This is a genomic window from Pseudomonas sp. CC11G (genome assembly GCF_056174845.1).
This window is the reverse complement of sequence record NZ_JBWBZC010000028.1, coordinates 32,982-46,287: the sequence shown is the minus strand read 5'-3', so window position 1 is coordinate 46,287 and position 13,306 is coordinate 32,982. Positions and strand designations below refer to the sequence as shown.

Below are 13,306 nucleotides of genomic sequence, written 5' to 3'. Positions count from 1 at the left end.
GGTATGAGGATAGGTGGGGCCTGTCAACGAAAAAACATACGCTTGTTTGAATCGATATCACGGCGCTCTATAAGGCAGCCGGGCGACACAGGTTGGCATAGATAACCCGCTCTGCGCCGCTGGCCGGGCACAGGCCGCGTCGGTATGCTTGGACCCCTTACCTGCCGCCCGACGCCGGGCGCCTATCTGTCATTTCGAGCTGACGTTTACAGGAGAATACGCGTGGAGTTTCTTGCCGATTACGCTGGCTTTCTGGCCAAGACATTCACCGTGCTGGTGGCCATTGTGGTGGTGTTGCTGACCATCGCGGTACTGCGTGGCAAAGGACGTAAACGTAGTGGGCAATTGGAGGTCCATAAACTTAATGACTTCTACAAAGCCCTGCATGAGCGCCTGCAAGGCTCGATTTTGAACAAGGACCAGCTGAAGGTTCTGCACAAGGCTCAAGCCAAGGCAGACAAACTGGCCAAGAAACACCCTGAAGAAAAGCCGCGCGTGTATGTGCTGGATTTCGACGGCGATATCAAAGCCTCGGCCACCGACGCGCTGCGCCATGAAGTGACCGCGCTGCTGAGCCTGGCCACGCCCAAGGATGAAGTGGTGCTGCGCCTGGAGAGTGGCGGCGGCATGGTCCACAGTTATGGTCTGGCTTCTTCGCAACTGGCGCGTATTCGCCAGGCCGGCGTGCCGTTGACGGTGTGCGTCGACAAGGTGGCGGCCAGCGGCGGCTACATGATGGCGTGCATCGGCGAGAAGATTGTGTCAGCGCCGTTCGCCATTCTCGGCTCCATCGGCGTGGTCGCGCAGTTGCCCAACGTGCACCGCTTGCTGAAGAAACATGAAATCGATTTTGAAGTGCTGACCGCCGGTGAATACAAACGCACGCTGACGGTGTTTGGCGAGAACACCGAGAAGGGCCGGGAGAAATTCCAGCAAGACCTGGAAATCACCCACGAGCTGTTCAAGGACTTTGTCGCCAGCTACCGCCCGCAGCTGCAGATGGAAGAGATTGCCACCGGCGAGGTCTGGCTGGGCCAGCAGGCACTGGGCAAGAAGCTGGTGGATGAGCTGATGACCAGCGACGAATACATCGCCACCAAGGCGAAAACCGCAGACGTGTTCCAACTGCACTATGCGCACAAGAAAAGTTTGCCGGAAAGGGTGGGCCTGGCGGCCAGCCTGTCTGTCGACCGCCTGCTGCTGACCTGGCTGAGCCGCCTGCAGCAACAGCGTTTCTGGTAAGCGACCGCGTTCAAGGAGAGCGATATGAGTAAGTTCAACGCACTACAGGTCAGTGAAGTGGCTGGCGTGTTCGAGCCGCAGGTGATTGAGCGTGACACCGCGGACCTTCCAGCTGGCGAGTTGTTGATCCGTGTGCAGTACTCCTCGCTCAACTACAAAGACGCGTTGTCCGCCAGCGGCAACCGTGGCGTCACCAAAAACTATCCGCACACGCCGGGCATTGATGCCGCCGGTGTGGTGGAGCAATCCAGCGTTAGCGAGTTTGCCGCTGGCGATGAAGTGATCGTCACCGGGTATGACCTGGGCATGAATACCGCTGGCGGTTTCGGCCAGTACATCCGCATTCCGGCGGCCTGGGCGATCAAGCGCCCGCAAGGGCTGTCGCTGCGCGAATCGATGGTGTTGGGTACTGCCGGCCTTACGGCTGCGCTGTGCGTCGACAAGCTCGAACAGGCTGGCCTACGCCCGGACAGCGGCCCGGTGCTGGTCACCGGTGCTACTGGCGGCGTTGGCAGCATCTCGGTGGTGTTGCTGAAACGTCTGGGCTACACAGTGGCGGCGTCTACCGGCAAGGCGGAGCAGGCGGAGTTTCTTAAAGGGTTGGGCGCGAGCCAGATCGTCACTCGTGAAGACCTGCAAGCCGGCACCGAGAAAGCCATGCTCAAAGAGCAGTGGGCCGGCGCCGTGGATACAGTTGGCGGCGACATTCTCTTCAACGTGGTCAAAGCGCTGCAATACGGCGGCAGCGTGGCCTGCTGCGGGTTGACCGCTGGCGTTGGCTTCAAGGGCAGTGTGATGCCGTTCATTCTGCGCGGCGTGAATCTGCTCGGCGTGGATTCGGTTGAGCTGCCGATGGTGGTGAAGGCGTCGATGTGGGATCGCCTGTCGCTGCAATGGAAGCTCGACCTGGAGCCGCTGGTGGAAGAGGTGAGCTTGCCGCAGTTGCCGGAAGCGTTGAAGCGCATTCTGGCCGGGAAGATGGTTGGGCGGGTGTTGCTCAATCTGGGTTGACCCTAGGGGTGTCCGCTTTACCCATCTTCTTCTCCTTGGCGATTCTGGATCCCCGCCTGCGCGGGGATGACGGAGTGTTTTATAGATACACCGTCATTCCCGCGAAGGCGGGAATCCAGAATCTCAACGCAATAGATGATTGCGCGGTTAAGCCTTACTCACATACATCGTGATCTCAGCCCGAAACACCGCCTTTTCCCCCACATACGCCATCACCGGCACCTTCACATCTCCCAATGCCTCCCAATCCACCGCGCTGCCATCGGCCACGGTGCGGATGTCGCCGTCGGCCTTGGCCAGGTATTCCACGGTCATGCCTTTTGGAATCCACCGGCAACCGTCTGGAATCGATACATCCGTCATGGTGCCGGCTGCCAATTCCGCCGAGTTGCACAGCGCAATCGCATGCACCGTGCCGATATGGTTGAGCACTTCGCGGCGCTTGGCGAAGGTGACTTCCGCATAACCTGGGCGCAGCTCAACAAACTGCGGGGCAATGCTGGCGAAGTAGGGTGCGACCTGGCCGATCATGCCGCTAAATTGGGCGGCGCCGGCTTGTTGGTACATCTGCATCATCTGGCTCATAACAACTCCTGAACGTGATTTTTTAGTTGAACAGCAGTGCGCGCCGAGTCAGTATTACCTGCATTAGAAATTAATTCTAGAAAAAGATTCTAGTTTGTTCGAGCTCCCGACGAGAGAAGCGCTTCCATGGCCCGCCCTTCGCGTAAAGACGACATCCTGCAAGCCGCTCTGGCGCTGTTCACCGAGATCGGCGTGGATGCCACCACCATCGAGATGATCCGCGACCGGTCCGGCGCCAGTATTGGCAGCCTGTATCACCACTTCGGCAACAAGGAACGCATCATCGGCGCGCTGTATTTGGCCGGTACCGGCGAATACGCGGCGATGCTGGAGCAAGGGTTTAGCGAAGCGAAAACCGCCAAGGACTGCGTGAAGTTGCTGGTGACCAGCTATATCGACTGGGTGACGGCCAACCCTGACTGGGCGCGGTTTGTGTTGCACAGCCGCGGGCGGGTTGAGGCCGGGGAGATGGGCGAGCAGTTACGCGAGGCCAACCGTGAGCATTTCTCGCGGATTTTCGCGGCCTTGGCCGGCTACCGTGAGCAAGGTCTGTTCCGCGAAATGCCGGCGGATTGTTTTGCGTCGGTGATTATCGGGCCGACCCATGATTTCGCTCGGAACTGGTTGGCGGGGCGGGCGCAGACGGAGTTTGCGGCGTGTCGAGAGTTGTTGGCGCAAGTGGCCTGGGAAAGCGTGCGGGCATAAGCCAGCGGTCCTGCAAAAGACCGCCCCACAAAAAGCCCCGCACTAGGCGGGGCTTTTTTAATCACCGACCAATCAAGCCCGGCGGCGGAACAGCGGCTGCGGCTGATCAGCCGAAGCCTGATACACCTCACCGAACTCGCTAAACGCTTTCAACGCATCATCCGGATCTTTGTCTTCACGCAAGGCGAAGGCATCGAAACCCACGCGCTGCAACGCCCACAGCTGGTCACGCAGCACGTCGCCAATGGCGCGCACTTCGCCTTTGTAGCCGTAGCGGGTGCGCAGCATATACGCGGTGGAGGAGTGGCGGCCGTCGGTGAAGGCGGGGAAGTTCAGGGCGATCACCTGGAAGTTATCCAGTTGATCAGCGATCTCTTCGATTTCTTCACCGGCTTCCAACCACACGCCCAGGCCGCCGTCGCGGGCTTTCAGGGCGCTGCTGTGTTCCACGTACAGGCCCAGCGGCACGATCAGGTCGTCGCAGTTGGACACGCCTTCCAGGGTCGCGTCCTTCGGCAACAGGTGCCAGGTCTCGTCAACCAGCTGACCGTTCTTAATGATTCGCTGCATATACGCGCTCCTTGAACGGGTCGATGCCGACACGGCGGAAGGTATCGAGGAAGTTTTCTTCTTCGTTACGGGTTTCCACGTAGACGTTGATGATTTTGCTGATCACGTCTGCCATGTCTTTTTCGGCGAAAGACGGGCCGAGGATCTGCGCCAGGCTGGCGTCGCGGCCAGAGCTGCCGCCCAGCGAGACCTGGTAGAACTCCTGACCTTTCTTGTCCACACCCAGAACACCGATGTGGCCGACGTGATGGTGACCGCAGGCGTTCATGCAACCGGAGATATTCAGGTCGATATTGCCGATGTCGAACAGGTAATCCAGGTCGTCGAAACGGCGCTGAATGGCTTCGGCAATAGGAATCGACTTGGCATTGGCCAGCGAGCAGAAGTCGCCGCCCGGGCAGCAGATGATGTCTGTCAGCAGACCCACGTTCGGGGTGGCAAAACCCAGTTCGCGCAGCTCGCCCCACAGGGTGAACAGCTGGCTTTGCTCGACGTCGGCCAGAATGATGTTCTGGTTATGGCTGTTGCGCACTTCGCTGAAGCTGTAGCGATCGGCCAGATCGGCGATGGCATCCAGTTGCTTGTCGGTGACATCGCCAGGGGCCACGCCAGTCGGTTTCAGCGACAGGGTAACGGCGGCATAACCGGGCTTCTTGTGGGCGAATACGTTGCGGCTCGCCCAGCGATCAAAACCGGCGTGCTCGGCGCGCAGGGCGGCGAGTGCGTCGGCTTGGTCTTCCAAAGCCTTGTAAGCCGGGTCGATAAAGTGCGCGGCAACGCGGGCCACTTCGGCTTCCGTCAGGGTGGTCGGGCCGTCTTTAAGGTGCACCCATTCAGCATTCACGCGCTCGGCGAACACTTCGGGGGTCAGCGCCTTGACCAGAATCTTGATGCGCGCCTTGTACTTGTTATCGCGGCGGCCATAGCGGTTGTACACACGCAGAATGGCGTCGAGGTAACTGATCAGGTGCTGCCACGGCAGGAATTCATTAATGAAGCTGCCCACGATTGGGGTACGGCCCAGGCCGCCGCCGACGGAAACGCGGAAGCCCAGCTCGCCGGCTTCGTTGTTCACTGCTTCCAGGCCGATGTCGTGCACTTCGATGGCTGCACGGTCGCTCACGGCGCCGTTGACGGCGATCTTGAACTTGCGCGGCAGGTGCGAGAACTCGGGGTGGAAGGTGGACCACTGACGAATGATTTCGCACCACTGACGTGGGTCGACGAGTTCGTCTTTGGCTACACCAGCGAACTGGTCGGTGGTGGTGTTCCGGATGCAGTTGCCGCTGGTCTGGATCGCGTGCATCTGCACGGTGGCCAGCTCGGCAAGAATTTCCGGTACGTCTTCCAGTTCCGGCCAGTTGAACTGCACGTTCTGGCGGGTACTGATGTGGGCGTAGCCTTTGTCGTAGTCGCGGGCGATCTTGGCCATCATGCGCACTTGCGCCGAGGACATCAGGCCATACGGGACGGCCACGCGCAGCATCGGCGCGAAACGCTGGATATAGAGGCCATTCTGCAGGCGCAACGGGCGAAATTCTTCGCCAGAAAGTTCGCCAGCCAGATAACGGCGGGTCTGATCACGGAACTGCTTTACGCGGCTCTCGATGATGTCTTGATCGTAACTGTCGTAGACGTACATACGGGTCCTGTTTTCAGGCTGCTTACTGCCAAATCAGCGCGCACGGCCGCGCACTCCTCGCGGAGCCGGGGGAAGATACCAGTTCGGGTTTATGCGCAAAAGTGATGTTTTAGTATAAGAACGAAACTTATGGTGATAAGAACCGCCAGCTATAAGTCATTCTCATCGCCGCCCTCTACTTGTAGGAGCGAGCTTGCTCGCGAACCCGGCCAACGCGGTCGCGAATGCCGTTTCCAGGGTTCGCTAGCAAGCTAGCTCCTACGGTCGGCATTTGTCGGCATGCGTTGTGTGGTCTTAACTGCAAACCGGACCATCCCATAAGCACAACAACAAGGGGCAGCCATGACCGACCATACCCACACCTCCAGCGCCGTTCCAGAAGACGACAACCGTGACAGCGTTGTCGACGCCTGGGCCATTCTTATTCTTATTGCCCTGGCGGTTTCCACTGCCGTGTTTTGGGTCAGCCATCAATAGCGCTTCGCCACGCCGCTTTTAGATAAGAAAGCGGCGTTTTTTGTAAGCATTCCCTGACAGATGGTGACAGATTGCCATTACTCGTCCGCGTATACTCCGCGGCTGTTCTGGGTGTGAGTGCATGAAGGTGAAGTGGTCATTGCGCACCGTGGTTGCGGTAGTGGGTTTACTCGCATGGAATTGCGTCAATGCAGCTAGCGTGGTGTTCCTTAATCCGGGCAAGACCGGTGAGGAATTCTGGGTTGGCTACGTCAAGTTCATGCAGGCCGCCGCGAGCGATCTTGGCATGCAACTGCGCGTGCTCGACGCCCAGCGCGACCGCGACTTGATGCTCGCGCAAGCGCGCACCGTATTGCAGGGCGACAACAAGCCCGACTATCTCCTGTTTATCAACGAAGAATACGCTGCCCCGGAAATTCTGCGTCTTGCCAAGGACTCGGGCGTCAAGCTGTTCGCCGTCAGCAACACCCTTACCACTGATCAGCAACACGTGATCGGCAGCAGCCGTGAAACGTACCCCAACTGGATTGGCAGCCTGGTGCCCAACGATGTCGACGCCGGCTACATGCTGGCCAGCGGGTTGATTAAACGCGCCCGCGAGTCGCACCCTGGCCAGCCGTTGGAAATGCTTGCGTTCAGTGGCGTCAAGCAGACGCCCTCCAGCCAGGAGCGTGAGCAGGGGCTGAAAAAAGCCCTGGCCGAAAACCCCGACGTGCGTCTGCGGGTAATGGCCTATGGCGGGTGGCAGCGGCAGCGCGCCTATGACCAGGCACGCACCCTGCTGCCGCGCTATTCCGGTATCAACATGATTTGGGCCGCCAGCGACGAGATGGCGCTCGGCGCCATGCAGGCCGCCGTAGAGTTGGGCCACAAGCCTGGCCAGGACATCCATTTCGCCACCATCAATTCCAGCGCTGAAGCGCTGCAGGCCAAGATCGACGGGCGTATCGACGTGCTGGTGAGCGGTCAGTTCACCATCGGCGGCTGGGCGCTGGTGATGCTGCATGACTACGACAACGGTGTGGATTTCGCCAAGCGCGGCGGCAAGGATCGCACCGTGCCGATCTACGTCACCCTCGATGAGAAGCAGTCGGCGCATCTCGCCAGTCATATTGCCGGCCAAGATAACTACGGCTTGGATTTCCGCCGCTACTGCCTGCAAAACCAGTCCAAGCTGCGCGAGTACAATTTTTCGCTGCGGCCGATGCTCGACTGAGCCGTTACAACCCAGCCAGGTGCAGCACCAATTTCACCAAGGCAAACAGCACCAACACGAAGATGCCGGTGAACAGCAGGCCGATAAAAATGAAGTGGCTGGGTTTGCCATGACGAAAGTCGCGGGCGCGGTTTTTCCCGCTTTGTACGCCAAAGGCAGCGGCCATTACGCTGTGCAGCATTTGCCAGAGGGTAGGGGGCTGATCGTTGTTGTTAGAGTCGTCCATTGCGCGCTCCTGGTTGCATCCCATGCAGCAACCATAGCCGAAGATCGCCACCGGGCCCGGCCTCAGCCATACTAGGCGCCTTTCCATATTGCCAATACGCTCGTTCTTGAAACGCCGTGCGGAGTTTTCATGAAATTCATACACCAGCGCGAACACCTCAACGAAGACGACATCGTCGTCATTCAGTGCTCGCAAGCCTGCAATATCCGCCTGATGAATGACGCGAACTTTCGCAGCTTCAAGAACGGCGGCCGCCACACCTATCACGGCGGCGCATTCGTAGACTTCCCGGCCAAGATCGTGGTGCCGAGCAGCGGTTTCTGGAATATCACCATCGACACCGTCAGCCGCAAAGCCATCAGCGTCACCCGCAAGCCGACGCTGACCCACTCGATCAAAATCGTGCGCAAATCGCCATCGCAGCTGCGCTGATCGTAGATCAACAGCATCGAGGCTAAAGCCTCTCCCACAGAAACCTCCGATCCTTGTGGGAGAGGCTTCAGCCTCGAGTTTTTGATCTACAGCGAGCGACAAACCTCACTGAACAGTGGACGCTCAGCCACCTGGCCCGCCACACACGCCCGCTGCAACTGCCACAAGCGCTCCGGCACGTTGTCACAGCGCTCCAGCAGCTCCTCCAATAAACAGCCAAACGCCCGTGCTTCAATGCGCTGTAACGCTTGGCCTTGCTCGCTCGCCGGGTCAAAGAACGACGCTGCGCCAAAATCCCCAAGCAAGCAGCGGCCTGCTTTATTCACCAGCAGGTTATGGCCATATAGGTCGCCATGCACGATGCCGTTGACATGCAGATGTGCGATGGCCGACGCCACGGCTCGGGCGATAGCCAAGGCTTCCTCCAGTTCGAAACGCCGCCCTTCGGCATAGCAATCGCGGGTGCAACTGGCCAGCGATGGCGGGCCGGCCAGCACCTGGTAGTCGGCGCTGATACGCTCCAGCAGCAACCCCGGCGGCGTGCTGTCGAGTGGTCCGGCCACGCCGATCAGATTCGGGTGATTGCCCGCCGCCAAACACGCGGCCATTTCGCTATGGGGCAGGCCATCGCTGGTGACCTCGCCGCGAAACAGCTTGGCGGCCATGCTGCGGGCGTTCCATTGCGCCGCATGAATAATCCCGGAGGCGCCTTGGCCGAGCACTTCGCCCAGTTGAATCTCGGCCATGGGAATGGCCGCCATTGGGTGGCTCGCCAGGACCGCACGCTCCGCCACGTCGCTGACCGGGTTGCCGGCATACGCCAGCCACGCCAGCTGCGGCAACTCCAACAGCCAGTCGGGCAGCTGTTCAAAACGGTTCGCGGCGATACGCAGCAGTTGCAGGTTGCTGCAGGCGCTCAGGCTCTCTGGCAAGGCGGCCAGGCGATTACCGGCCAGCATCAGCTTTTGCAGCCGTGGTCGGTCACCCAGCTCAGCCGGCAGCTCGGCCACCTGGTTGTCGCTCAGAATCAGCCAGCGTAGCTGCGGCGGTAGAGACGCGGCCGGCACATGGGCAATACGGTTGGCCTTGAAGCCGACCATCTCCAGGTGCGCGCACTCACCCAGCACTTCCGGCACGGCAGTGAAGGGGTTGTCCGAGCAGAACAGCACTTTGAGTTTATGCAGACGTGGCAAATCGGCCGGCAGCTGGCTGAGCTGACTGCCCGAGAGATTGAGCACTTCGAGGCTATCAGCCAGCTCGAAGATTTCCGCCGGAAACTCGGTTAGCGCGCCAGATAAATCCAGGCGCGTGATGCCCGCCAGTTCGCCCCGGCGCAGTTGTTCAAGCGTATGCATAAGCAGGGTTTACACAGATAAGTTCCCCTCTCCCGTGTGCGGGAGAGGGGCTAGGGGAGAGGGTAATCGATCAGTTGTCGTAACCCAGATTCGGCGCCAGCCACCGCTCAGTCACCGCCAAGTCCTGCTCTTTACGCGCGGTGTAACTCTCGATCTGATCCTTATCCACCTTACCCACCGCAAAGTACTGCGCCTGCGGATGCGCGAAGTACCAGCCGCTGACCGCCGCCGCCGGGAACATCGCGTAGTGCTCGGTAAGGAATACACCGCTCACACCCGCTTTCAGTTCTTCAGCCGCCGGGTCGAGCAGCTCGAACAGCGTGCCTTTCTCGGTATGGTCCGGGCAGGCCGGGTAGCCAGGCGCCGGGCGGATACCTTTGTAGGCTTCCTTGATCAGCTCGTCGTTGCTCAGCGCTTCTTCCGGGTCATAGCCCCAGTAGTCTTTACGCACTTGCTGGTGCAGCCATTCGGCGCAGGCTTCGGCGAGGCGGTCGGCGAGGGCCTTGACCATGATCGAGTTGTAGTCGTCGCCGGCGTCCTGATAGGCCTTGGCCACTTCTTCGGCACCGATGCCAGCGGTGGTGATAAAACCGCCCACGTAGTCGGTCACGCCGCTGCTTTTCGGCGCAACGAAGTCGGCCAGGGAGAAGTTCGGCTTGCCGTCGGTTTTGATGATTTGCTGACGCAGGTGGTGCAGCTTGGCCAGCGGTTGGCCGTCTTCGCCGTACAGCTCGATATCGTCGTCCTGCACCTGATTCGCTGGCCAGAAACCGAACACAGCGCGGGCGCGGATCAGTTTTTCGTCGATCAGCTTGGTCAGCATTTCCCGCGCATCTTTGTACAGCGAAGTCGCCGCTTCACCGACCACTTCATCGGTAAGAATGCGTGGGAATTTGCCGGCCAGGTCCCAGGAGATAAAGAACGGCGTCCAGTCGATGTACTCGACCAGCACGTTCAGGTCGATATCTTCCAGCACCTTCACGCCGGTAAAGGTCGGCACGGTCGGCTGGTAGGTGGCCCAGTCGAACTGCGGCTTCTTCGCCACGGCCGCGCCATAGCTCAGGCGCTCGGTGCGGGCGCTGCGGTTGGCGGTGCGTTCGCGCACTTCCACGTAGTCTTTGCGGGTGCTTTCGACGAAGCCGGCTTTCAGCTCCTTGGACAGCAACTGGGTGGCCACGCCCACGGCGCGCGAGGCGTCGGTGACGTACACCACGGCATCGTTCTGGTACTTGGGCTCGATCTTCACCGCGGTGTGCGCTTTGGAGGTGGTAGCCCCGCCGATCATCAGCGGCAGGGTAAAGCCCTGGCGCTGCATTTCGCGGGCGACGTGCACCATTTCATCCAGCGACGGGGTGATCAGGCCGGACAAACCGATGATGTCGCACTTCTCGGCAATCGCGGTTTGCAGAATCTTTTCCGCCGGCACCATCACGCCCAGGTCAACGATGTCGTAGCCGTTGCAACCGAGCACCACGCCGACAATGTTCTTGCCGATGTCATGCACGTCGCCTTTTACCGTGGCCATCAGAATCTTGCCTTTGGCTTCGGGCTTGTCGCCTTTTTCCAGCTCGATAAACGGAATCAGGTGGGCCACGGCCTGCTTCATTACGCGGGCAGATTTCACCACCTGGGGCAGGAACATTTTGCCCTCGCCAAACAGGTCGCCGACGATGTTCATGCCGGACATCAGCGGGCCTTCGATCACTTCGATCGGGCGCGCGAACGACTGCCGCGACTCCTCGGTGTCTTCCACGATATGCGTGGTGATGCCTTTGACCAGCGCGTGTTCCAGGCGCTTGTTCACGGTCCAGGAGCGCCACTCTTCGGTCTCGGCTTCTTTGACGCTGCCGTCGCCTTTGTAGTTGTCGGCAATCGCCAGCAGTGCATCAGTGCCGTTCGGGGTGCGGTTGAGCACCACGTCTTCCACGGCGTCACGCAGCTCGGCCGGGATCTGGTCGTAGATCTCCAACTGGCCGGCGTTGACGATGCCCATGGTCAGGCCGTTCTTGATCGCGTAGTACAGGAACACCGAGTGAATCGCCTCGCGCACCGGGTTGTTGCCGCGGAACGAGAACGACACGTTGGACACCCCGCCCGAGCTCAGGGCGTAGGGCAGGTTGTCGCGGATAAAGGCGCAGGCGTTGATAAAGTCGACCGCGTAGTTGTTGTGCTCTTCGATGCCGGTGGCGACGGCGAAAATGTTCGGGTCGAAGATGATGTCTTGCGGCGGGAAGCCGACTTCATTCACCAGAATGTCGTAGGAGCGTTTGCAAATTTCGATCTTGCGCTGCTCGGTGTCGGCCTGGCCGAGTTCGTCGAACGCCATCACCACCACGGCCGCGCCGTAGCGTTTGCACAGTTTGGCGTGGTGCTTGAACTGCTCGACGCCTTCCTTCATGGAAATCGAGTTGACGATGCCCTTGCCCTGGATGCATTTGAGGCCGGCCTCGATCACTTCCCACTTGGAGGAGTCGATCATGATCGGCACGCGGGAAATGTCCGGCTCGGAGGCGATCAGATTGAGGAAGGTGACCATCGCCTTCTTCGAATCGAGCATGCCCTCGTCCATGTTGATGTCGATCACCTGGGCGCCGGCTTCCACCTGCTGCAGGGCGACTTCCAGAGCTTCGGTGTAGTTGTCTTCACGGATCAGGCGGGCGAACTTGGCGCTACCGGTGATGTTGGTGCGCTCGCCGACGTTCACGAACAGCGACTGGCGGTCGATGGTGAACGGCTCCAGGCCGGAGAGGCGGCAGGCTTTGGGAATATCCGGAATGGCGCGCGGTTTGTATTTGGCAACAGCCTCGGCAATGGCCTTGATATGGCCGGGCGTGGTGCCGCAGCAGCCGCCGATGATATTCAGGAAGCCCGAGGCGGCGAACTCTTCCACCACCACGGCCATTTGCGCCGGGCTTTCGTCGTACTCACCGAACTCGTTGGGCAAGCCGGCGTTGGGGTGCGCGGACACATGGGTGTCGGCCTTGCTGGCCAATTCTTCCAGGTACGGACGCAGTTCCTTGGCGCCCAGAGCGCAGTTCAAACCGACCGAAATGGGGTTGGCGTGGCTGATCGAGTTCCAGAACGCTTCGGTGGTTTGCCCGGAGAGGGTGCGGCCGGAGGCGTCGGTGATGGTGCCGGAAATCATGATCGGCAACTCGAAACCCAGCTCTTCGTAGACGCCTTGTACGGCGAAGATCGCGGCCTTGGCGTTCAAGGTGTCGAAAATGGTCTCGATCAGAATCAGGTCGGCGCCGCCCTCGATCAGGCCTTTGGTGGCTTCGGTGTAGTTCTCCACCAACTCGTCGAAGGTGACATTTCGGAAACCGGGGTTGTTTACGTCCGGCGACAGCGAGCATGTGCGGCTGGTAGGGCCGAGCACGCCGGCAACAAAACGGGGGCGATCCGGGGTTTCCAGGGTTTTGGCGTCGGCGACTTCACGGGCCAAACGGGCGCCTTCCACGTTCAGCTCATACACCAGCGCTTCCATGCCGTAGTCGGCCTGGGACACCTGGGTGGCGTTGAAGGTGTTGGTTTCCAGAATGTCGGCGCCGGCGTCCAGGTAGGCTTTTTCGATGGCCTGAATCACGTCCGGACGGCTGAGCAGCAACAGGTCGTTGTTGCCTTTTACATCGCTGGGCCAGTCGGCGAAACGCTTGCCACGGTAATCCTCTTCTTCCAGGCGGTAGCTCTGGATCATGGTGCCCATGCCGCCGTCGAGAATCAGAATGCGCTCTCTGAGGGCTTGCTGAAGGGACTGGAGGCGAGCTTGGCGATCGGACATGGAGGCGTTACCTGAAAAGCGCGAAATAAAGTGGGCGCGATAATAGCAAAGCTGCAATGGCCTG

Annotated in this window: 12 protein-coding genes; 6 read left to right on the top strand and 6 right to left on the bottom strand. The window is 60.0% G+C overall.

Features of this window, described 5'->3' with window-relative positions; all coding sequences use genetic code 11:
- Positions 1–222: 222 nt before the first annotated feature.
- Entirely contained in the window at positions 223–1,242 is a 1,020-nt protein-coding gene (gene sohB, locus AC0V2S_RS24145) for a protease SohB (RefSeq protein ID WP_475511933.1), read from the top strand.
- A gap of 24 nt (positions 1,243–1,266) precedes the next feature.
- Positions 1,267–2,253: a YhdH/YhfP family quinone oxidoreductase gene (locus tag AC0V2S_RS24140; RefSeq protein WP_475511932.1), complete on the top strand. Its 987-nt coding sequence runs from the start codon at positions 1,267–1,269 to the stop codon at positions 2,251–2,253.
- 147 nt (positions 2,254–2,400) lie between these two features.
- Here the strand turns inward: AC0V2S_RS24140 and AC0V2S_RS24135 are convergent, their stop codons facing one another.
- Positions 2,401–2,838 (bottom strand): hotdog fold domain-containing protein, encoded by a 438-nt coding sequence (locus AC0V2S_RS24135; RefSeq protein ID WP_475511931.1) that lies wholly within the window; start codon positions 2,836–2,838, stop codon positions 2,401–2,403.
- A gap of 126 nt (positions 2,839–2,964) precedes the next feature.
- Here AC0V2S_RS24135 and AC0V2S_RS24130 point away from each other — a divergent pair, with 126 nt between their 5' ends.
- Entirely contained in the window at positions 2,965–3,543 is a 579-nt protein-coding gene (locus AC0V2S_RS24130; protein ID WP_475511930.1) for a TetR/AcrR family transcriptional regulator, read from the top strand.
- A 72-nt stretch (positions 3,544–3,615) separates the two neighbouring features.
- On the opposite strand, the gene AC0V2S_RS24125 is transcribed toward AC0V2S_RS24130, so the two are convergent.
- Positions 3,616–4,113, bottom strand: coding sequence for a DUF934 domain-containing protein (locus AC0V2S_RS24125; protein ID WP_475511929.1), 498 nt, complete (start codon positions 4,111–4,113; stop codon positions 3,616–3,618).
- Entirely contained in the window at positions 4,097–5,755 is a 1,659-nt protein-coding gene (locus AC0V2S_RS24120; RefSeq protein WP_475511928.1) for a nitrite/sulfite reductase, read from the bottom strand. The genes AC0V2S_RS24125 and AC0V2S_RS24120 overlap by 17 nt, the downstream gene beginning before the upstream one ends.
- Before the next feature lie 342 nt (positions 5,756–6,097).
- On the opposite strand from AC0V2S_RS24120, the gene AC0V2S_RS24115 reads away from it, so the two are divergent.
- Together AC0V2S_RS24115 and AC0V2S_RS24110 are read left to right on the top strand one after the other, a co-directional pair.
- Positions 6,098–6,232: a hypothetical protein gene (locus AC0V2S_RS24115; RefSeq protein ID WP_475511927.1), complete on the top strand. Its 135-nt coding sequence runs from the start codon at positions 6,098–6,100 to the stop codon at positions 6,230–6,232.
- A gap of 121 nt (positions 6,233–6,353) precedes the next feature.
- The gene (locus AC0V2S_RS24110; RefSeq protein WP_475511926.1) at positions 6,354–7,448 is read left to right on the top strand and encodes an ABC transporter substrate-binding protein; all 1,095 of its coding nucleotides are present in this window, start codon (positions 6,354–6,356) and stop codon (positions 7,446–7,448) included.
- Positions 7,449–7,452: 4 nt separating this feature from the next.
- On the opposite strand, the gene AC0V2S_RS24105 is transcribed toward AC0V2S_RS24110, so the two are convergent.
- Positions 7,453–7,674 (bottom strand): DUF2970 domain-containing protein, encoded by a 222-nt coding sequence (locus AC0V2S_RS24105; RefSeq protein WP_475511925.1) that lies wholly within the window; start codon positions 7,672–7,674, stop codon positions 7,453–7,455.
- Positions 7,675–7,803: 129 nt separating this feature from the next.
- Here AC0V2S_RS24105 and AC0V2S_RS24100 point away from each other — a divergent pair, with 129 nt between their 5' ends.
- The gene (locus AC0V2S_RS24100) at positions 7,804–8,106 is read left to right on the top strand and encodes a DUF1883 domain-containing protein (RefSeq protein WP_475511924.1); all 303 of its coding nucleotides are present in this window, start codon (positions 7,804–7,806) and stop codon (positions 8,104–8,106) included.
- Positions 8,107–8,192: 86 nt separating this feature from the next.
- Here AC0V2S_RS24100 and AC0V2S_RS24095 read toward each other — a convergent pair whose 3' ends face one another.
- Positions 8,193–9,461, bottom strand: coding sequence for a leucine-rich repeat-containing protein kinase family protein (locus AC0V2S_RS24095; protein ID WP_475511923.1), 1,269 nt, complete (start codon positions 9,459–9,461; stop codon positions 8,193–8,195).
- 70 nt (positions 9,462–9,531) lie between these two features.
- Positions 9,532–13,242, bottom strand: a complete 3,711-nt coding sequence (gene metH / locus AC0V2S_RS24090) for a methionine synthase (protein ID WP_475511922.1) — start codon at positions 13,240–13,242, stop codon at positions 9,532–9,534.
- Between the last annotated feature and the right edge of the window lie 64 nt (positions 13,243–13,306).